Below are 19,770 nucleotides of genomic sequence, written 5' to 3'. Positions count from 1 at the left end.
TCCTCGATGGCTGTCTAACATTCCATCGGGTCCAAGAACCTGGGGGCAAGACAGGCCGCGTTGAGATGCGGGGCAGGTGGACGACTTGCCGATCTCCGGGGCCTGAGAGGTGGTGATGCAACGAAGGTCTGGTTCAACGCGCAGCTGCGATCGTCCAAACCGAGGCGACTTCGGAGCTTGGAGCGAGTTTCGTGCTTGCGACGTTGGGCCGCGCGTCGCTTGGCCCAGCCGGCGCGCTTGACGCTCAGCTCACCCCCCCTCAGGCGCTTTGCAAACGTAGCAGGTGAGTCTGCCCGCCGACAGACTTCCTCGTCGCAGCGAGAACCAGAAATCGGGGAGCATGTTCTCGTCACCCGCCCGAACGGCGTTCGCGTCTACGGTCAGGTTGCCGCACCTTGAACAGGGAGCGATTGGATACATCTCGCCCGGCAGCTGCATTGACTGCGAGTCGCACACGACGATCCCATGCTTCGCAGCGAGACTTTCCAGCTCCAGGAAGAACTTATCGAGACGACGGTCTTCAGCACTCTCCGACTGAAAGCAAAGCGCGACTTGTGCGGCATAGGTGTTCATCGGCGTATGCAGCTCGCCTACTTCTTCGGCAGATAGAGGTCAGTGATCGTGCCCTCATACGCCTCCGCCGCCATGCCCACCGATTCACTCAGGGTCGGATGCGGGTGGATGGTGAGGCCGATGTCGCTGGCTTCGGCGCCCATTTCAATCGCGAGGCCGACTTCTGCGATCAGGTCGCCGGCGTTGGGGCCGACGATGCCGGCGCCGATCACCTTGTGGCTGGCTTCGTCGAACAGCAGCTTGGTGAAGCCTTCGGTGCGGCCCTGGCCGATGGCGCGGCCCGAGGCCGCGTAGGGGAACTTGCCGACGCCGACCTTGAGGCCCTTGGCCTTGGCTTCGGTCTCGCTGACGCCGACCCAGGCGATTTCCGGGTCGGTGTAGGCCACGCTCGGAATCACGCGGGCGACGAATTCGGTCTTGTGGCCGGCGGCGACTTCGGCCGCGACCTTGCCCTCGTGCGTGGCCTTGTGCGCCAGCATCGGCTGGCCGACCAGATCACCGATGGCGAAGATGTGCGGCACGTTGGTGCGCATCTGCCTGTCGACGGCGATGAAGCCGCGCTCGGACACCGCGACGCCAGCGGCGTCGGCATTGATCTTGCCGCCGTTGGGCGTGCGGCCCACCGAAACGAGTACGCGGTCGAACAGCTGGGCCTCGGGCGCCTTGTCGCCTTCGAAGCTGACCTTGAGGCCCTTCTTTTCGGCGACCACGCCGCTGACCTTGGTCTTCAGGTGGATGCCCTTGAAGCGCTTGGCCAGCCGCTGCTGCAGCGGGCGCACCAGATCGGGATCCGCGCCTGGCATCAGCTGGTCGGCGAGTTCGACCACGGTGACGTCCGCGCCCAGCGCCGCGTACACGCTGCCCATCTCAAGACCGATGATGCCGCCGCCGATTACCAGCAGGGACTTCGGAATCTCCTTCAGCTCCAGCGCGTCGGTGGAGTCCATCACCCGCGGGTCGTCCCAGGGAATGCCCGGCAGCTTGACCGGCTGCGAGCCGGCGGCGATCACCGCGTGCTCGAAGCGCACGATCTTCGCGCCGTCGGCAGTTTCGACTTCGATCTCGTGCGGGCTGATTAAGCGGCCCGTGCCGGTGACCGTGCGCACCTTGCGCTGCTTGGCCATGCCGGCCAGGCCACCGTTCAGCTGCTTCACCACTTTCGACTTGTAGGCGCGCAGCTTGTCGAGGTCGATCTTGGGCGCGCCGAAGCTCACGCCGAAGTCCTCGCCGTGTGCCGCCTCGTCGATGACGCGGGCGGCGTGCAGCAGGGCCTTCGACGGGATGCAGCCGACGTTCAGGCAGACGCCGCCGATCTCCGGGTAGCGCTCGATCAGGATCACATCGAGCCCCAGGTCAGCGCCGCGGAAGGCCGCGGTGTAGCCGCCGGGGCCGGAACCCAGCACGGCGAGCTGGCAGGTGTAGTCGGCGTCGCGGCCGCTGGCGCTGGCGGCTTTCGGCGCAGGCGCGGCGGCGGTTGAGGCTGCCGCGGGTGCCGGGTTCGATGCGGGCGCAGGTGCTGCCGCCGGTGCATCACCTGCCGCTGGCGAAGACGCTGCGGGCGAAGACTTCGCAGCACCGGCCTCTTCCACGCGCAGCCTGGCGATCACGCTGCCCTCGCTGACGGCATCGCCGACCTTGACGGTGAGCGCCACCAGCACGCCGGCGTGCGAGCTCGGCACTTCCATCGTGGCCTTGTCGGATTCGAGCGTGACCAGGCCCTGGTCCTTGGCGATGCTGTCGCCGGGCTTGGCCAGCAGTTCGATCACCGGTACGTCGCTGTGGCCGCCGATGTCGGGCACCTTGATCTCGATTTCCGTGCTCACGCGCGCTCCTGGATGCGATTGACCGCCGGATTGTAGCGGCTGCGCGCGACCCCGCCGCCAGCGTACGGGGTGGTCTGGCAATGGTCGGGGCGGCTCATCGCCGCCGGCATCCATGCCCTTCGGCGGTGTTGCCCGCGTAAGCCCGCGACTAGGCTGCCGCTTCCTCCACTGCCTGCACGGAGCGCTTCGATGCGCCGACTGCCCCTGCGCCTGAAAGCCACCTTCGCTCTTTACTGCGCCGCGCTGCTGCTGCCGCTTGCCGGCAGCGCGCAGCCGCTGGAGCTCGAAAAGATCATGGACGACCCGGCCTGGATCGGGCCGCCGGTCGAGAACCCGCACTGGTCGCTGGACGGCCGGGCCGCGCTGTTCCAGCTCAAGCGCGCCGACAGCCCGCTGCGCGATCTGCACCGCGTGGGCTTCGACGGCAGCGCGGCGACTCTGCTGGCCGATGCCGATCTCGCCGGCGTCGATGCGCCAAACCCGGTGTTCGATGCAGCGGGTGAGCGCGCGCTGTTCCTGCGCGATGGCGATGTGTTTCTGCGCGAGATTGGCAGTGGCGCTCTGCGCCAGCTGACCCGCAGCGAGGTGGCCGAAGCCGCGCCCGCCTTCATGGCCGATGGCCGGGTGATGTACCGCGCCGGCGCCGACTGGATCGTGCACGACCTCGCGACGGGCCTTGCCGGGCCGATCGCTGTGCTGAAGGCCGAGAAGGATCCGGCCGAGGCGCCCAAGGCCGACGACCTGCGCGACATGCAGCTGCGTCTGATCGGCACGCTGGCGCGCGAGAAGGCCTGGCGCGACGCGCAGGCGGCGCGTGAGTCCGAACTGCGCCGCGGCCTGTCCACGCGCATCGCCCCGCCGGTCTATCTGGGCGACACGCTGACGATCGCCGACAGCGCGCTCAGCCCCGACGGCCGCTGGATGCTGGTGGTCACCCAGCCCAAGGGCAGCGAGCCCGGCCGCGTGGGCAAGATGCCGAAGTACGTCACCGAAAGCGGTTACGAGGAAAGCGAGGACGTGCGCGTCCGCGTCGGCCGCAATCCGCCGGCCGGGCAAGCACTGGTGCTGGTCGATCTCGCCGACGGCAAGCAGTACCCGTTGGATCTGAAGGCGCTGCCGGGCATCGACACCGATCCATTGGCCGAGCTGCGGGCGGCGGCCGGCAAGGAGGCGCTGAAGGGCCCGCGCGCGCTGCGTGTGAATGCGATGGAGTTCAGCCGCGACGGCGCACGCGCAGCGGTGATGCTGCGCGCGGTCGACAACAAGGACCGCTGGATCGCCGAGGTGCAGCGCGAGGGCCGCGCGCTCGAAACCCGCCACCGCCTCACCGACCCAGGCTGGATCAACTGGAACTTCAACGAGTTCGGCTGGCTGCCCGACAACCGCACCCTGTGGTACCTGTCGGAAGAGGACGGCTACAGCCACTTCTACACCCGCCGCGGCGACGCGCGGCCGAAGCAGCACACGCGTGGGAAGTGGGAATTCTCCGAGCCTGTCATCGGCCGCGATGGCCGCCAGGTCTACGCGCTGGCCAATCAGGAGTGGCCGGGCAAGTACGAGGTGGTGCGCCTCGATCTCGGCAGCGACCGCATCGAGACGCTGACGGCGCTCGGCGGCGTCAACGCCTTCGTGCTCTCGCCCGACGAGCAGCGCCTGCTGGTGGTGTACTCCGAGCCGCACCTGCCGCCGCAGCTGGGCGTGATGGCGGCGAGCGGCGGCGGGCTGACCGCGCTCACCGACACCCGCAGCGAGGCCTACAAGGCGCAGAGCTGGCTCGCGCCCGAGTTCGTGCAGGTGCCGAGCCGCCACGGCGCCGGCACGGTCTGGGGCAAGTACTATGGCCCGGCCGTGCTGGAACCCGGCAAGCGCTATCCGATCGTGCTGTTCGTGCACGGTGCCGGCTACCTGCAGAACGTGCACCTGCGCTGGTCGCAGTACTTCCGCGAGCAGATGTTCCACCAGCTGCTGGTGGAGAAGGGCTACATCGTGCTCGACCTCGACTTCCGCGCCTCGGCCGGCTACGGCCGCGACTGGCGCAATGCGATCTACCGGCAGATGGGCCACCCGGAGCTCGAGGACTACCTCGACGGCATCGAATGGCTGGTCGAGAACCGCCAGGGCGACCGCGCCAACGTCGGCGTGTACGGCGGCAGCTACGGCGGCTTCATGGCCTTCATGGCGATGTTCCGTGCGCCCGAGGTCTTCCACGCGGGTGCGGCGCTGCGGCCGGTCACCGACTGGGCGCAGTACAACCATCCGTATACCTCGAACATCCTCAACACCCCGGACATCGACCCGGAAGCGTTCCGCAAGAGCTCACCGATCGAGTACGCCGAAGGCCTGCAGGGCCACCTGCTGATCGCCCACGGCATGATCGACGACAACGTGCTCTACCAGGATTCGGTGCGCCTGGCCCAGCGCCTGATCGAGCTGCGCAAGGATCACTGGGAGCTCGCCAGCTACCCGATGGAGCGCCACGCCTATGTGCACCCGGAGGCCTGGTTCGACCAGTACCGGCGCATCTTCAAGCTGTTCGAGCGGGTGTTGAAGGACTGAGACACGTGCGGGTAGCGCCGCGGCCCCGCACGAATGGCGGCGGGGCCGGGCGCCGCGACGATCGCTTCGACAGAGTGACCGGTTCGCCACGACGGCTGGTTCGCAACATCGACTGCGTCGCCACGACGACCATAGGGTGGGCCCTGGCCCACCGGAGCTCCACACTCGCCTCGGTCTCGGTCCCGGCCCCAGTTTCGGTCCCGTGAGCGCACGCGATATGCGACCGGTGGATGGCGCCTCGAGGGTTTTTTGCGGGCCGGGTGAGCAGGATTCGGAGGCGGACCGGGGGGAGTGCCGAGGTCACGGTGGGCCAGGGCCCACCCTATGCGCAACGACTGCCTGCCAGCGTGTCACGTGGGCGTCCGTGCGTCGGCGTGGCGCTCTGCGGAGCGCTGGCCGGTTGCGAGGTCTTGGCAGGCGCCCCGCCTGCCGCGAAGTTCCGGTACATGCGCTGCGCTTATGTACCCTGCGCGAGCCGCAGGCTGCCGCTGCGCTTGCTGCAAGGTGTTGCCTGAACCCGTAGGGTGGATAAGCGCAGCGCATCCACCAGCCGCTTGCCTCAGGGCCGAGCCTTGCATGCACCCGCTGGCTTCGAGTCCAAGCAAGCCTTGAATGCATCGAAGGCGGCGACCTCGCGCTCCGATGTGCGCGTATCGTATGTCTCTGCGAATCCGGCGGTCGTTCCGGCGCCACCAACGAAAAGGCCGGCGGGTCGCCCCGCCGGCCTTTGCTCTACTTGCAGCTCCGATCAACGCTTACGGGCGGCGCATCCAGAAGTTGTAGCTGCCCGAACCGCTGTAGGAGTACACGCGCCAGCGGTAGTAGCCGGCAGTGCCGCTGTAGCTCACGTCCTCGCTCGAGCTCGCGCTGGTGCCCGAACGGACCGTGGTCCAGCTGCTGCCGTTCCACTTCTGCAGGGCCAGGTCGAAGTCCGCACCGGAGGCCGGGCCGCGCAGCCAGCCGCTGTGGGTGCCGCTCACCGAGCTGTAGTAGTAGGTGCCGCCCGGGACGAAGGCCTGGGCGCCGGTGCCCGACAGCGTGCCGGTATAGGCCTCGCAGCTGGTGCAGGGGGCGGTCGGGCCGGTGCTGACCGTGACCGTGCGGCTGGTGCTGTTGGCCTGGTTGGCGGTGTCGCGCACCGTCAGCGTCGCCGTGTAGGTGCCGCCGGCCGCATAGGTGCGGCTGGTGGTGGCACCGGTTCCGCTGGCGCCGTCGCCGAAGGTCCAGCTGTAGCTGCTGATGCCGTTGTCGTCGGTCGAGCCCGTACCGTTGAACGAGCAGGTCAGGCCCGAGCAGCTGAAGGTGAAGCTGGCGGTGGGCGGGTTGTCGACCGGCGTGGTGCCGCCGCCGAAGATCGAGTACAGCAGACGGTTCGGCGAGCCCGTGCCGGCGCTGGTCACCTTGTTCGGCGTGCTGTTGTTGATCAGCGCAGTGGCCACCTGGGCGGGCGTGGCGCTCGGGTTGTTGGCCAGGTACAGGGCCGCGGCGCCCGCCACGTGCGGCGACGCCATCGAGGTGCCGCTGATGGTGTTGGTCGCGGTGGTGCTGGTGTACCAGGGCGCGGTGATGTTCGAGCCCGGCGCGAAGATGTCGAGGCAGGTGCCGAAGTTCGAGAAGCTCGAACGCGCGTCGGTGTTGGTGGTGGAACCGACGGTGATCGCCACCGGCGCGCGCGCCGGCGAGTAGTTGCAGGCGTTCGAGTTGTCGTTGCCCGCGGCGACCACGACGGTGACGCCGGCGTTGTGCATGCGGGTGACGGCATCATCGGTGGCGGTCGAGGCGCCGCCGCCCAGGCTCATGTTGGCCACGGCCGGCTTGATGTGGTTCGCAGCCACCCAGTCCATGCCGGCGATCACGCCGGAGTTGGTGCCCGAGCCGTTGCAGCCCAGCACGCGCACGGGATGGATGATGGCGCCCTTGGCGATGCCGTGGGTGGTGCCGGCGACCGTGCCGGCGACATGGGTGCCGTGGCCGTTGCAGTCGGTGGTGCCGCGACCGTCGTTGATGGCGGTGTAGCCGTTGCCCATGCGGCCGCTGAACTGCGCGTGGGTGCCCAGCACGCCGGTATCGACGATGTAGGTGTGGACGTTGCTGGCGGTGGTCAGGTACTCGTAGGTGCCCGACAGCGGCAGGTTGCGCTGGTCGACGCGGTCGATGCCCCAGGTGGCGCCGCTCTGCACGGCGGTGGTGCTGACGTAGCCGTCCTGCTCGACATAGGCGACGCGGGCGTCGCTCAGCAGCTGCTCGATCTGCTTGTCGTTGGCCTGGACGACGAAGCCGGGCAGCACGTGCGAGTAGGCCATGCTGACCTCAAGCCCGAAGCGGGAGGCCATGTCGACGGCGAGCGTGTTGACGTCGGGACGGCGCGAGCTGGTGTCATCGCCGAAGCGCACCAGGTCTTCCTGCAGGACGACGATGTACTGGCCGCTCACCGGCTTCTCGACGCGACGCAGCTCGGATGCGGCAGCAAGACCCGGCAGCGCCATGGCCAGGGCCACGGCGGAACAAAGCATCTTCATGTTGCGGAACTCCCCGTTGAATGCAGCGGATTGGACCGGCAGGGGCGAATGCCCTCTGGTACCGGCGCGCAGCGCGGGGTCGACGTGTCCTTGTGATCTGGCCGCTACCTCCCCCGGAGGTTGCGCCGGGCGTCATGCCCCGCGATCGCGGAGCGGAACCTAAGTCGAGGTGCCGTGATGTGTCAATCTGCAAACGCGCAATCGGCCCAAAGCTGCCCGATGCGCCCGCAAAAGCGTGACTGACATCGCGAACAGGCGTTCGAGCGTGAAGGCCGACACGCTTGCCCTGCGAGTCACTCCGCAAGCGACTCGGCCACGGCCTGGCGCAGCGCGGGCACCACCTCGGTGTCGAACCAGGGGTTGCTGGCCACCCACAGCTGGTTGCGCGGGCTGGGATGCGGCAGCGGGAAGTAGCGCGGCTGGTAGCGCGCGTGCTCGCGCACGGTGTCGGTGAGGGTGCGGCCGCGCGCGGCGCCGAGGAAGCCGGCCTGCGCGTAGTGCCCGATCAGCAGGGTCAGGCGGATGTTGGGCAGCAGCGGCAGCAGCTGCGGGTGCCAGGTCGGCGCGCACTCCGGCCGCGGCGGCAGGTCGCCGGCCGTGCCCTTGCCCGGATAGCAGAAGCCCATCGGCACGATGGCGATGCGGCGGCCGTCGTAGAACTGCTCGCGGTCGAGGCCCAGCCAGTGGCGCAGGCGGATGCCGGACGCGTCATTCCAGGGGATACCGGATTCATGCACCTTGGTCCCCGGCGCCTGCCCGACGATCAGGAGGCGCGCGCTGGCCTGGGCGCGCAGGACGGGGTTGGCGCCCAGCGGCAGCTGCGCTTCGCAGAGGCGGCAGGCGCGGATCCGCAGCAGCAGGGCATCGAGTTCGCTCATCCGTTCGCGCCCATCCTCAGTCGAAGTCGGGCAGCAGTTTGCCCGGATTGAGCAGGCCCTTGGGATCGAAGGCGCGTTTGACCGCGGCCATCAGCTCCAGCGTGCGCGCATCGACTGCCGCCCGCATGAAGGGCCGCTTGGCGAGGCCGATGCCGTGCTCGCCCGAGAGCGTGCCGTCGAGCGCGATGACCAGGCCGAACAGGGCTTCGAGACAGGCCTCGGCGGCGGCATCGCGGCCGGGCTCGGCGGGGTCGTACATCAGGTTGACGTGGATATTGCCGTTGCCGGCGTGGCCGAAGTTGACGATGCGGATGCCGTGCCGCTGCGACAGCCCGCGCACGCCCTCGATCAATTCGGGCAGGCGCGAGACCGGCACCACCACGTCTTCGTTGATCTTCTTCGGCGCCAGCGAGCGCAGCGCCGGCGACAGCGCCTTGCGGGCGGCCCACAGGGCCTCGCCGTCGGCGGCATCGCGGGCGACCTGCAGATCGTTCAGACCCGGTCCTTCCGCGGCACGCGCGACGGCGGATGCCGCGCGCTCAATGCCCTCGGCATCGCCATCGACTTCGACCAGCAGCAGGGCCTCGCCGGGCGGCAGGTCAAGACCGCGCGCGCGCACCAGGGCCAGCGCCTCGCCGTCCATGAACTCCAGCGCGCAGGGCGTCACCGGCTGGGCCATGATCCGCGCCACCGCCTGCGCTGCGGCGACGATGTCGGCGTAGATCAGGCGCAGGCCGCGGCGCAGCGGCGGCAGCGGGGTCAGCTTCAGCGTCGCCTCGGTGATCAGGGCCAGCGTGCCCTCGGAGCCGATCAGAAGACGGGTCAGGTCGAAGCCGACCGCGCCCTTGCTGGTCGGTGCGCCGCAGCGGAAGGCGCGGCCGCTGCCGTCGACCGCGCGCAGGGCCAGCACGTTGTCGCGGCAGGCGCCGTACTTCACCGCGCGCGGGCCGCCGGCATTGCAGGCGAGGTTGCCGCCAATGGTGGAGTAGGGCGCCGAGGTCGGGTCCGGCGGCCAGAAGAAGCCGTGAGGCGCCAGCACCGCCTGCAGGTCGCCGTTCAACACGCCGGGCTCGACCACGGCGTAGCGGTCGGCGGTATGGATCTCGACGATGCGGCGCATGCGCTCGAAGCTCAGGGCCACGCCGCCGGCGACCGGCACGCTGGCGCCGGTGGTGTTGGTGCCGCGGCCGCGCGCGGTGATCGGCAGCCCGTGCTCGGCGCAGGCGGCCACCAATGCGGTCACCTGCTCGGCGGTCTCGGGCAGGGCCACCGCCAGCGGCAGGGCCTGGCGCTTGCTGTTGTCGACGCTGTAGGCGATGCGCTCGGCGGCGTCCAGCAGCAGCGCGTTCGCCGGCAGGGCGTCGCGCAGCGCGCGCAGGGCGGCAGGGCTCAGCGAGGTCGGCCAGATCGTGGTCATCCGCCGAGTGTATCGGCAGGGCCGCAGGTGAACGAAGCGCGCGCCGCGCTGTCCACCCGGGTCGCGTTAACCGTTACCCTTGGCCCCGCGCGCACCTGCGCCGCTTACGACAGCAGACCCCATGCGCATCCTGGTCATCGAAGACAACACCGACATCGCCGCCAACCTTGGCGATTATCTGGAAGACCGCGGGCACATCGTCGACTTCGCCGCCGATGGCGTCACCGGCCTGCACCTCGCCGTGGTCAACGAGTTCGACGCCATCGTTCTCGATTTGAACCTGCCCGGCATGGATGGCCTGGAGGTCTGCCGCAAGCTGCGCCAGGACGCACGCCGCCAGACCCCGGTACTGATGCTGACCGCGCGCGACGCGCTGGAACAGAAGCTCGCCGGCTTCGACGTCGGTGCCGATGACTACCTGGTCAAGCCCTTCGCGCTGCAGGAAGTCGAGGCTCGCCTGACGGTGCTGGCCCGCCGCGGCAAGGGCGCGCAGCCGCGCGTGCTTGAAGTGGCGGACCTGCGCTACAACCTCGACACGCTGGAGATCAGCCGCGCCGGCAAGTCCATCAACCTGAACCCGACGGCGCTGAAGATCCTGCAGTGCCTGATGGAAGCCAGCCCCTCGGTGGTGACCCGGCAGGAGCTCGAGACCCGCGTCTGGGGCGAGGAGCTGCCCGACAGCGACTCCCTGCGCGTGCACATCCACGGCCTGCGGGCGGCGCTGGACAAGCCCTTCGACAAGCCGCTGATCCACACCCGCCACGGAATCGGGTATCGCCTTGCCGACATCGAAGCAGTTCAGACGCCGGCTTAGAAGCCGGATCATCATCTCCTTCCTGATCCTCGGCAGCGGGCTCACCGCCCTCTTTGCCGTGGCCACGATCGGCCTGCGTGCGCGGCTGGAAAACCAGCTGGTCGACAACTGGCTGGAGCAGGAGGCGCGCAATTTCGTCGAGTTCAAGCGTCTCAATCCGGCGCCCGACGCGCAGTTCCAGTTCTCGCGCCAGATCGAGCTGTTCGTGGTGCGAAGCAGCCGCCAGGAAAGCGTGCCCTTCAGCTGGCGCGAGCTGCCCGAAGGCGTGCATGAAGTGCTGGAGGCCGGGCCCGACGGCGAGCCGACCGAGTACAAGCTCGCCGTGCATCGCGCCTCCGACCTGGTCGGCTTCCTGCGCTATGACTACTCCAAGGAAGCCCTGGGCCAGCGTCAGCTGGTCACCGCGCTGGTCGCGGCCGTGGCCCTGTTCTCGGTGTTCGCCGGGCTGATCGGCCTGTGGTCCTCGCGGCGGGTGATGCAGCCGGTGGCCGATCTCGCGCGGCGCATCGAGGGCTACAGCAGCCGCAGCGCGCCGGAGAAGCTGGCGCCGCACTTCGCCGATGACGAGGTCGGCCAGCTCGCCAGTGCGCTCGACGACTACGCCGAGCAGCTCACCGAGCGCGTCACCCGCGACCGCGAATTCAACGCTGACGTCAGCCACGAGCTGCGCACGCCGCTGGCTGTGATCCGCGGCGCAGTCGAGCTGATCCAGTCGCAGCCGGACCTGAACGACAAGACCCGCCAGCGCCTGCAGCGCATCGAGCGCGCGGTGCAGCAGTGCACCGACCTGATCACCGCGCTGCTGATGCTCTCGCGCGGCGAGCGCGGCAGCGGTGCCACCGATGTCCGTCGCCTCGCCGAACAATTGGCCGAAGCCAATCGCGTCAACATCGGCTCGAAACCCATCGAGGTGATCGTCGAAGGCCAGCAGGGCGTGCTGGTCGACGCGCCCGAGGCCATCGTCGCCGTGGCACTCGGCAATCTCATCGTCAACGCGTTCAAGTACACCCGCGAAGGCGAGATCCGCATCAGCGTGCTTGGCGATCGCGTCGAAGTCCGCGACACCGGCCCCGGAATCCCCGAGGAAGAAGCCACCCGGCTGTTCGAGCGCGGCTACCGCGGCAGCAGTTCGGAAGGCAGCAAGGGTGGCGGCATCGGGCTCGCCATCGTGCGCCGCCTGTGCGAACTCTACGACTGGAAGGTCAGCCTGGCCCCGCGTGCGGACCGGCAGGGCGCGATTGCGACGCTGGAGTTTGCGGCGTTCATGCGGAAGTAGTGCCGCACTCGATCCGGTGGCGACGCCTCGGCGCAGTGCTTGCTCACAGCGGCCGCCAGGATGCCAGCAGCAAGTGCCGGTTCTCGCCCAGCGTTCGTGGACCACGTCGGCATCGGGCGACCCGCCAGAGAGCAGTGGCACGCTGTCCAATGCGCGCGGAAGCTTCCACCGCGCGCAGGCATCCGAGATGCTGTCCCGATCCTGCTGACCAATTTCCTCCCGCTTTCTCGTCGAGCAGGGTGACGCGGCCTGCGAATCGACGGGCCGCGCCGCCACCGGCGCGCGGGTAGGGCAGGCGCGGGTGGAGGCCTTTTTCGCCCGCTCTGCAATGAGGAAGCATTCGATGATCTGCGAGCGTTCGTTCCTTGGGTGTGCACTGGCCGCGTGTCTGGCGCCGCTGACGTGCCTGGCTGGGCCTTCCGCGCCGAAGTCCACCGCCACTCTCACGGTCGAGTACGAGATCAGTGGAGCCGGAACCTGGAAGAGCCAGGATCGCGTGTTGGAACGCGAGTGGCGCGTTGCTGATCGCTACGCGCTCAGCGCGCGCATGCAGGCGCGCGCGGCATCGGGCTTCCCTGCCCTGCATGGCATGGACGCGCAGCAACAGGCCAGCGAGGGGCAGCGCAACGCCGCTGCGCAGCGGGCAGCGCAGGACATGGCGCCGATGATGGACGATGCGATGAAGATCGCTGAGCGCTGCGGTGAGGACGAGGCCTGTCTGATGCGTGAGGCCATGAAGATGGCCGAAGGCGTCGACACGAATTCTGCGGCGATGCGTGGCGCCCGCGCGGATGTCGCCACCGCGAGTCAGATGCCCAAGGACCGCTACCAGCTGTTCGAGCCGCTGACGGTGAGCGGTCGCTTCGACATTGACGAGTCGCTGAAGGAAGCCGATCGCGATCCGATCTGCGGCAACCGGCCGGCGGCGACCTGTCACCGGCAGGTGACGGTACGCCAGTCCGGGGAGATCACGCTTGAGGGCAAGTCCAATCCGCCCGGAGGCTCCATCGTCGAAGTCGATCTGCAGGGCGGTTCGCTGCGCTTCGCCCTGCCGCTGCCCTATCCCGTGGCCGTGCGCGAGACGGTGAGCTCGGACAAGCCCGACAGCTTCAGCGGCGAACGCGAGTCGTATCGATTCCTGACCGATCAGCGCCTGGATCTTGAAGTCAGCCACGCCTGTGGCGACGGCTGCCGGGCCGCGCGCGGCAGCCGCAGCTACGAGATTGTCGACCAGATCAGCGGACAGCCGGCCCAGTTGACGGTGAGCTGGCGCTTTCAACGCGAGTGAAGGTTGGGCCGTGCGCGGCGGGATCGACGGCGCGCGCGGCTTCGCTCACGCGATCCCGATGCGCCCGAAGGGCAAGCGCGTGGTCGCCCTTCCCGTCAGCGCCAGCAGCGCATTCGCCACCGCCGGGGCGATCGGCGGGGTGCCGGGTTCGCCGGCGCCGCCGGGGTCGGCTTCGCTTTCGATCAGGTGCACTTCGATCTGCGGCATTTCGCGCTGGCGCAGCAGCGGGTAGTCGTGGAAGTTGCTCTGCTGCACGCGGCCGTCCTTGAAGCTGATCTGTTGGTGCAGGGCGGCGGCCAGGCCGAACACGATGCCGCCTTCGATCTGGCCCTTGGCGTGCAGCGGATTGACCACGCGGCCCATGTCGACCGCGGCGACCACGCGGTGCACGCGCGGGCGATCGTTCTCGATGGAAACCTCCGCGACCTGCGCGACCACGCTGCCAAAGCTGGCGTGGATGGCGATGCCGCGGGCATGGCCTGCGGGCAGCGCGCTGCCCCAGCCGCTGCGCTCGGCGGCGAGCTCCAGCACGCGCAGCCACTGCGCGTTGTTGGTGAGCAGTCGGCGGCGGTATTCGACCGGGTCGATGCCGGCCTTGCGCGCAGCCAGATCGAGCGCGTGCTCGACTGCCAGCGCAGTGTGGGTGTGGCCGACGCTGCGCCACCACAGCACCGGCACGCCGTCGGGCGCCAGGTGGCATTCAACCTGGAAGTTGGGGATCGTGTAAGGCAGGTCGGAGGCGCCCTCGACCAGGGTGGCGTCGACGCCATCGCGGATGCCGTTGGCCTCGAAGGGCGTGCCGCGCATGATCGACTGCGCGACCACGCGCTGGTGCCAGGCGAGCGGCAGACCGTTCTCGTCCAGACGCACCCGCACGCGATGGAACGCGCGCGGCCGGTACCAGCCGCCGCGGGTGTCGTCTTCGCGGGTCCAGACCGTCTTGATCGGCACGCCTTCGTCCTTCGCCACATTCGCAGCCAGCGCAACGAAGTCGGACTGCGGATTGGCGCGGCGGCCGAAGCCGCCGCCCAGCAGCAGGTTGTCCAGCGTCACCTTGTCCTCGGGCAGACCCAGAATGGCGGCCGCACGCGCGCGATCCGCGCCCTGCATCTGGGTGCCGGTCCAGACCTGGGCGCTGTCGCCGCGGTGGTGCACGGTGGCGTTCAGCGGTTCCATGGTCGCGTGGGCCAGATAGGGCACGTCGATGTCGAGCGCGATGGCCTCGGCGTCTTCGTCCAGCGCCAGGGTCGGCAGGCCGCGGGTGGCGGCGACCGCGCCCGCGGCCTCGGCCAGTGCGGCGTACTCGCGGCCCTGCGCCTCGCTGTCGAATGTGGCCAGCGGCCCCAGGTCCCAGTCCAGCTTCAGCGCCTCGCGGCCCTGACGCGCGGCCCAGAAATGCTCGGCGATCACGGCCACACCTTCGGGCACGCGTTTGATCTTGCGCACGCCGGCGATCTTCAGCGCCGCGCTGTCGTCGAGCGACTTCAGCGTCGCTCCGAACACCGGCGGCCGCGCGACCACCGCGGTGAGCATGTCCGGCAGGCGCACATCGATGCCGAACTGCGCACGGCCCGTGACCTTGTCCGGGCCTTCCTGGCGGCGGCGCTCGCGGCCGATGTAGCGGAAGTTCTCGGGTGACTTCAGGGTGAGGCTGGCCGGGTCCGGAACGTCCAGCGCGCTGGCGGCCGCGGCCAGCTCGCCGTAGCCAAGACGACGGCCGCTGGCCTCGTGGGTGACGAAGCCGGCTTCGGTGCGCAGCGACTCCACCGGCACCTCAAGGCGATTCGCCGCCGCTTCGACCAGCATGTGCCGGGCCTGCGCGCCAGCGCGGCGCATCGGCTCGAACAGGCCGCGCACCGAGGTCGAGCCGCCGGCCACCTGGCTGCGGAACCAGGGATGATTGAAGGCCGGATCGGCGCCGACGCCGACCACCTTGACCGCATCGAGATCGACGTCGAGCTCCTCGGCCAGCAGCATCGGCAGCGAGGTGCGCACGCCCTGGCCCATCTCGGCCTGGCTGACGTAGAGCGTGACCTGACCGCTGGCGTCGATCTGCACGAAGGCGTTGGGCTTGAACGCGGTCGCGGCTGCTTCGCTGGCGTCGGCGGCGAGTGCGCTGAAGCCGGGCAGATGCAGGGCGACCAGCACACCGCTGCCGAGCCCGGCGGCTTTCAGGAATTCGCGGCGGGACAAGGAAGCGTCCATCACGCACCCTCCTTCAGCTTGTTCGCAGCGAGACGCACTGCCTCACGCACCTGGCTGTAGGTGCCGCAGCGGCAGAGGTGGGCGTCCATGGCTTCGACGATTTGAGCATCGCTGGGCTCGGGCGTGCGCTGCAGCAGGGCCAGCGCGCCCATGATCTGGCCCGACTGGCAGTAGCCGCACTGCGCCACGTCGGCCTCGATCCAGGCCTGCTGCACCGGATGCAGCGATTCGCCGGCCAGCCCCTCGATGGTCAGCACCTCGCGCTCGCCGACGGCCGACACCGGCGTCACGCAGGCGCGGATCGCCGCGCCATCCAGATGCACGGTGCAGGCGCCGCACTGGGCGATCCCGCAGCCGTACTTGCTGCCGGTCAAGCCCAGGCCATCGCGCAGCACCCACAGCAGCGGCGTGTCCGCCGGCAGGTCGATCTCGTGGGTTTCCCCGTTGACGCGGATCTTCATGGCGCGGCTCCTGGCGATCTCGGCTTTGGAAGACGAGTACGGACGATCCTCCGGGCCGCGTCGCCCTGCAAGTGGTGGTCCGATGCGAGTGCTACCGCCCGGGGGGGCGTGTGGAAGGTCGTTGCGGTCTGGAGGCCTTGAGCTGTCAGATCTGACAGGTAGGCGAAGCGGACCTGACGCGCCACCATCGACAGGTCGGAGGCGCGGTCACTGCGGCAGCCTGAAGGGCTCGATCGTTGGGGGATTTGTTCTCCGGGTCTTTGCGGCCCGACCGAGCGTTCCGATGCTGCGGCGGCGATGTCTGGTCCGGGCTCACGACCCAAGGTCCGGCGTGGCGTAGCCACCGCATGAGATCTCGCTTTGTATCCCACTTTGGAGAACCACCATGAAGCTGAAGCAGATCCTGTTCTGGGGTGCCTGCGCCCTTTCGATCGGCCTGGGGATGGGCGTCGCGGTGGCGCAGTCGGTGCCCGACCTGCGCTGCCAGTCCTGCTACACCATTTTCATGCAGTGCCTTGCCCAGTGTGACGCCGAGAACGGCGAAGGTGGCTGCTATCGCACCTGCACGCGCCAGCGCACGACCTGCGAGTCGCTGTTCTGTCCCTGATGAAGCCGCTGCGGGGCGGCCGTGTGCCGCCCCGCAGCCCACGACCAGGAAGCAAGGGAGTACGCATGTCGAAGCCTCTGTCAGCGCTCCTCGCCGTCACCGCGATCCTGGTCTGCTTTGGCCTGGGCCTGTGGCTAGGGCCGGTGGTGGTCCAGCTGATCCGCGGTGAGGCGCAAGCTGCAGCGTACGTCAACTTCGATAGCCAAGCGCTTGTGGAGCGCACCGGTCGGCCGGTCATCCTGTTCTCCACCGCCACCTGCAGCTACTGCGCACAGGCTCGTGCGCTGCTGGACGCCCGCGGGGTCGATTACGCAGACCTGCGCATCGATGATTCCGAGCAGGCCCGCGCCGAGTTCGAGGCGCTCTCGGCCGTAGGCGTGCCGGTGTTGCTGATCGGGCAGCGCCGCATCGAAGGGTTCCGCAAGGAAGCGATCCTGGAGGCCCTTGAAGTTCTCGCCCACAGTCGCTGAGCCTCCTGCCCCGAAGGCTCGTGTCTCGACCGACTCAAGGTCGCGCGCCCACGTGTTCCGAGCTGTCCCAGTCCGTGCACGTGGCGGCATTCCCCAGCTGCGCGGCGAACTTCACCCTTCCGGGCCTCCAGCGAGGCGCAGCAGCCAGTTCGGATCCGCTCTGGCCTCGTTCAGAGCCGACACATGCAGGCGCTCGCTACATCTTTCCGCGCCTGTCCCACGTTCGCACGAGTTGGCCGCATATGTGCAGGCCTGAACGCGGCATGGCGTGTGGCCATCAGCTTGCGCTGATGCGAGTGAGTGTCTGTCGTAGGCTGTGAGGCTCGGGGATTCGGCAGAGGTTGGAACGGGATGCTGCTGCAGCAGTTCGGATGCTGTTGGATGGCTGCTGCTCGCGCGGCCTGTTGGCAGGCGCTGCGCAGCCTGCGTGCGCAGCGGCGCGAGTGGGCGCTGTGGGTGGTCCTGATTGGCCTTGGCTGCGCGGTTTCCCTGCTGGGCGCGCAGCTGCTGCGAGCGACCCTGCTCGCGCCGCTGCCTTACCCACAGGCCGAGCAGCTGGTGCGGATTCGCGAATCCAGTGAGCCGAGTTTCCAGGGTTTTCAGGTCAGCCTGGCGCGCTTCGCGTACTGGCAGCAGCAGTCAACCAGCTTCTCCGCCATGGCCCAGTACCGCTCCCTGGGCGTCAGCCTTCGTGTCGACGAGGGCGCGGAGCGCGTGCTGGCAGCGCAGGTGACGCCGGACTTGCCTCAGGTGCTCGGCGGCCCGCAGTCGTTCGGCGCGGGCTTTCTGGAAGACGACGACGCGCAGGTCCTGATCAGCGAGCAGGTGTGGCGGACGCGGCTTGGCGCGGACGCGCAGCGCCTGAACCAGCCGCTGTGGGTTGACGGCCAGCCCTACCGGATCGCCGGCGTGTTGCCCGCAGGCTTCGACTTTCCTGAGCCTCACATCGAGCTGCTGCTGCGCTGGCAGCCGAATGCGAAGGAGCTGGCGGGCATTGGCGGTAACCGTGCGCATGTGATCGCGCGCCTGCGGCCGGGCGTGGAGGCAACAGCGGCTCGGTCCGAGCTGGCTGCGCTGAGCCTGCAGTTCGAGCAGCAGCATCCGCGGCTGCGGCCCTGGCGACCAGAGATCCGCGCCTATTCCGAAGACCTGCTGGCGTCGCAGCGACCGGCGCTGTTGCTACTGGCTTCAGTGGTCGTGCTGCTGGTGTTGAGCCTGTTGGGTGCGCTGTCTGCGCTGTCGCTGCTGCGCTCGGCGGCGCAAGCGCCGGATCGCGCACTGAAGTCAGCCCTGGGAGCGACCGCGGCGCAGTTGAACCTGCAGCGCGTCGCCGAGGTGCTGGCGCCGGGCCTCGCCGGTGGCGTATTGGGACTGCTTCTGGCCCATCTCGGGGCGCCGCTTCTGCAAACCCAGCTGATCCTCTATCTGCCGCGCGCGCAGGGCATCGAACTGCCGGCGGAGACGCTCGTGATCGCTCCGCTCATCGGGCTGATGCTGGCCTTGCTGGCGGCAGCGCCGGCCCTGCTCTGGGAGCCGCGCAGCGCGCGGATCGCGACGCTGCGTGAGCATCGCTCCGAGCGGATGGCGCGTCTGCACGGCCTGCTTGTCGGTGCCAAGTTCGGTCTGGCCTTCGTCCTGTTGAGCTCGGCTTTGGCACTGATTTCCGCCAGTGCGCGCACCGCTGCCATCGATCCGGGCTTCGTGACGGCCGATCGCCACTACGCGCGTTTCAGTCTGCCGCCCACGCGCCATGCCGAACCAGCCAGCGTGGAGGCCTTCCATCGCCAGCTGCTGGAGGAGATCCGTGCGCTGCCCGGCGTGGTATCCGCCAGCCTCAGCCACAGCCTCCCGGTGCTGCGGCACTACCAGCTGCTGGTTGATGTTGAAGGGGGGCTGCAGACCGAATCGGAAGTTTCGCCATCGGGAAACTACTCGCTGGTCTCGGATCAGCATCTGCAGACTCTCGGCCTGCGCCTGCTGCGCGGCCGCACGATCGAGGCTGCCGATCACGCCGATGCCATACCGGTGGCCTTGGTCAGCGCCGAATTCGAGCGCCGCTGGTTCGGCGAAGGTCAGGCCCTGGGCAAGCGCGTGCGGGTGGTCAACGATCCCGCCTGGCGTGAAGTCGTCGGCGTGGTGGCGGACGTGCACCAGCACGGTGCCGGCCTCGACACTGTGCCGCAGCTGTATGGTCCGCTGGCGCAGCGCGCCGAGCGCGATGTGTTTCTGGTGTTGCATGCAACCGGCGCTGCCGGCGACCTGCAGCGTGCGCTCGACGCCCGGGTGCAGGCCCTGGACCCCGCACTGGCGCTGGAGGCACTGCGTCCCCTGGCCGCGGCAGAGCCGGTGTCAATCCGCCTGACTCGCGCTTTGAGTCTGATGGTGACGGGCTTTGCCGGGCTGGCGGCCTTGATTGCGCTGCTCGGCCTGTTTGCATGCCAGCGCGTGGCGGTGCTGCAGCGGCAGCGCGAGTTCGGCCTGCGCCGCGCCCTGGGTGCCAACGATCGGGCGCTGCTCCAGGCTGTCCTGAAGCCTGCGCTGGGCATGGCAGCAGTGGGCTGCCTGCTGGGGCTTGCACTGCAGCTGGGGCTGCAGCAGCTGGGTGCGCTGTGGCTGCACGGCCTGCCGCTGCCACAGCCTCTGCAGCTGTTGGCGATCGCCCTGCTGCTGCTCGGCCTGAGTCTGATGGTTGCGCTGGGGCCAGCGCGCACGGCCTTGCGGGTGCCGGCCATGCAGGTCCTGCGGGCGCGGTGACTGGAGGCGCGAACGGCTGACGCGCCTTCGGGGGCATCGCGCGGCTCTCCCAGCCTGCCGCGGTCGCGCCCTGCGAAGGCCCGCGGCGCAGCCGTCCGGAAGCGGGCAGACCGCTCGCGCGATCGCTGT

At 69.0% G+C, this 19,770-nt stretch carries 14 protein-coding genes; 7 read left to right on the top strand and 7 right to left on the bottom strand.

The window, feature by feature from the left end; translation table 11 throughout:
• Positions 1 to 249: 249 nt before the first annotated feature.
• Both Q0654_RS17535 and lpdA read right to left on the bottom strand, forming a co-directional pair.
• Positions 250 to 573: a hypothetical protein gene (locus Q0654_RS17535; RefSeq protein ID WP_298856264.1), complete on the bottom strand. Its 324-nt coding sequence runs from the start codon at positions 571 to 573 to the stop codon at positions 250 to 252.
• A 17-nt stretch (positions 574 to 590) separates the two neighbouring features.
• Positions 591 to 2,396 (bottom strand): dihydrolipoyl dehydrogenase, encoded by a 1,806-nt coding sequence (gene lpdA, locus Q0654_RS17530; protein ID WP_298856263.1) that lies wholly within the window; start codon positions 2,394 to 2,396, stop codon positions 591 to 593.
• Between the two features lie 189 nt (positions 2,397 to 2,585).
• Between lpdA and Q0654_RS17525 the strand changes: the two genes are divergently transcribed.
• Complete coding sequence (locus Q0654_RS17525) at positions 2,586 to 4,952, top strand: prolyl oligopeptidase family serine peptidase (RefSeq protein ID WP_298856262.1); 2,367 nt, start codon at positions 2,586 to 2,588, stop codon at positions 4,950 to 4,952.
• Positions 4,953 to 5,707: 755 nt separating this feature from the next.
• On the opposite strand, the gene Q0654_RS17520 is transcribed toward Q0654_RS17525, so the two are convergent.
• The 3 genes from Q0654_RS17520 to Q0654_RS17510 form a co-directional block, all read right to left on the bottom strand.
• Positions 5,708 to 7,471, bottom strand: a complete 1,764-nt coding sequence (locus tag Q0654_RS17520; protein ID WP_298856261.1) for a S8 family serine peptidase — start codon at positions 7,469 to 7,471, stop codon at positions 5,708 to 5,710.
• A gap of 293 nt (positions 7,472 to 7,764) precedes the next feature.
• Positions 7,765 to 8,349 (bottom strand): uracil-DNA glycosylase family protein, encoded by a 585-nt coding sequence (locus Q0654_RS17515; protein ID WP_298856260.1) that lies wholly within the window; start codon positions 8,347 to 8,349, stop codon positions 7,765 to 7,767.
• Between the two features lie 16 nt (positions 8,350 to 8,365).
• Positions 8,366 to 9,766, bottom strand: coding sequence for an FAD-linked oxidase C-terminal domain-containing protein (locus Q0654_RS17510; RefSeq protein ID WP_298856259.1), 1,401 nt, complete (start codon positions 9,764 to 9,766; stop codon positions 8,366 to 8,368).
• A 121-nt stretch (positions 9,767 to 9,887) separates the two neighbouring features.
• Here Q0654_RS17510 and Q0654_RS17505 point away from each other — a divergent pair, with 121 nt between their 5' ends.
• From Q0654_RS17505 to Q0654_RS17495, 3 genes are all read left to right on the top strand, one after another.
• Positions 9,888 to 10,580, top strand: a complete 693-nt coding sequence (locus Q0654_RS17505; protein ID WP_298856258.1) for a response regulator transcription factor — start codon at positions 9,888 to 9,890, stop codon at positions 10,578 to 10,580.
• Entirely contained in the window at positions 10,546 to 11,856 is a 1,311-nt protein-coding gene (locus tag Q0654_RS17500) for a HAMP domain-containing sensor histidine kinase (protein WP_298856257.1), read from the top strand. Before Q0654_RS17505 ends, Q0654_RS17500 begins: the two co-directional genes overlap by 35 nt.
• A 499-nt stretch (positions 11,857 to 12,355) precedes the next feature.
• Positions 12,356 to 13,144, top strand: a complete 789-nt coding sequence (locus tag Q0654_RS17495; protein ID WP_298856256.1) for a hypothetical protein — start codon at positions 12,356 to 12,358, stop codon at positions 13,142 to 13,144.
• Positions 13,145 to 13,189: 45 nt separating this feature from the next.
• On the opposite strand, the gene Q0654_RS17490 is transcribed toward Q0654_RS17495, so the two are convergent.
• Both Q0654_RS17490 and Q0654_RS17485 read right to left on the bottom strand, forming a co-directional pair.
• Positions 13,190 to 15,349, bottom strand: a complete 2,160-nt coding sequence (locus tag Q0654_RS17490) for a xanthine dehydrogenase family protein molybdopterin-binding subunit (protein WP_298856255.1) — start codon at positions 15,347 to 15,349, stop codon at positions 13,190 to 13,192.
• Positions 15,349 to 15,810, bottom strand: coding sequence for a (2Fe-2S)-binding protein (locus tag Q0654_RS17485; protein ID WP_298856254.1), 462 nt, complete (start codon positions 15,808 to 15,810; stop codon positions 15,349 to 15,351). Before Q0654_RS17485 ends, Q0654_RS17490 begins: the two co-directional genes overlap by 1 nt.
• A gap of 385 nt (positions 15,811 to 16,195) precedes the next feature.
• On the opposite strand from Q0654_RS17485, the gene Q0654_RS17480 reads away from it, so the two are divergent.
• The 3 genes from Q0654_RS17480 to Q0654_RS17470 all read left to right on the top strand — a co-directional run bounded on the left by Q0654_RS17480 (position 16,196) and on the right by Q0654_RS17470 (position 19,641).
• A complete protein-coding gene (locus Q0654_RS17480) occupies positions 16,196 to 16,417 on the top strand; it encodes a hypothetical protein (RefSeq protein WP_298856253.1) in 222 nt (73 codons plus the stop codon).
• 65 nt (positions 16,418 to 16,482) lie between these two features.
• Complete coding sequence (locus tag Q0654_RS17475; RefSeq protein ID WP_298856252.1) at positions 16,483 to 16,887, top strand: glutaredoxin family protein; 405 nt, start codon at positions 16,483 to 16,485, stop codon at positions 16,885 to 16,887.
• Positions 16,888 to 17,268: 381 nt separating this feature from the next.
• A complete protein-coding gene (locus tag Q0654_RS17470) occupies positions 17,269 to 19,641 on the top strand; it encodes an ABC transporter permease (protein WP_298856251.1) in 2,373 nt (790 codons plus the stop codon).
• The last annotated feature ends 129 nt before the right edge of the window (positions 19,642 to 19,770 follow it).

Source organism: uncultured Aquimonas sp. (assembly GCF_937888285.1).
Lineage (GTDB): Bacteria > Pseudomonadota > Gammaproteobacteria > Xanthomonadales > Xanthomonadaceae > Aquimonas.
The sequence above is the reverse complement of the archived record's forward strand: the minus strand, read 5'-3'. Positions and strand labels throughout refer to the sequence as shown.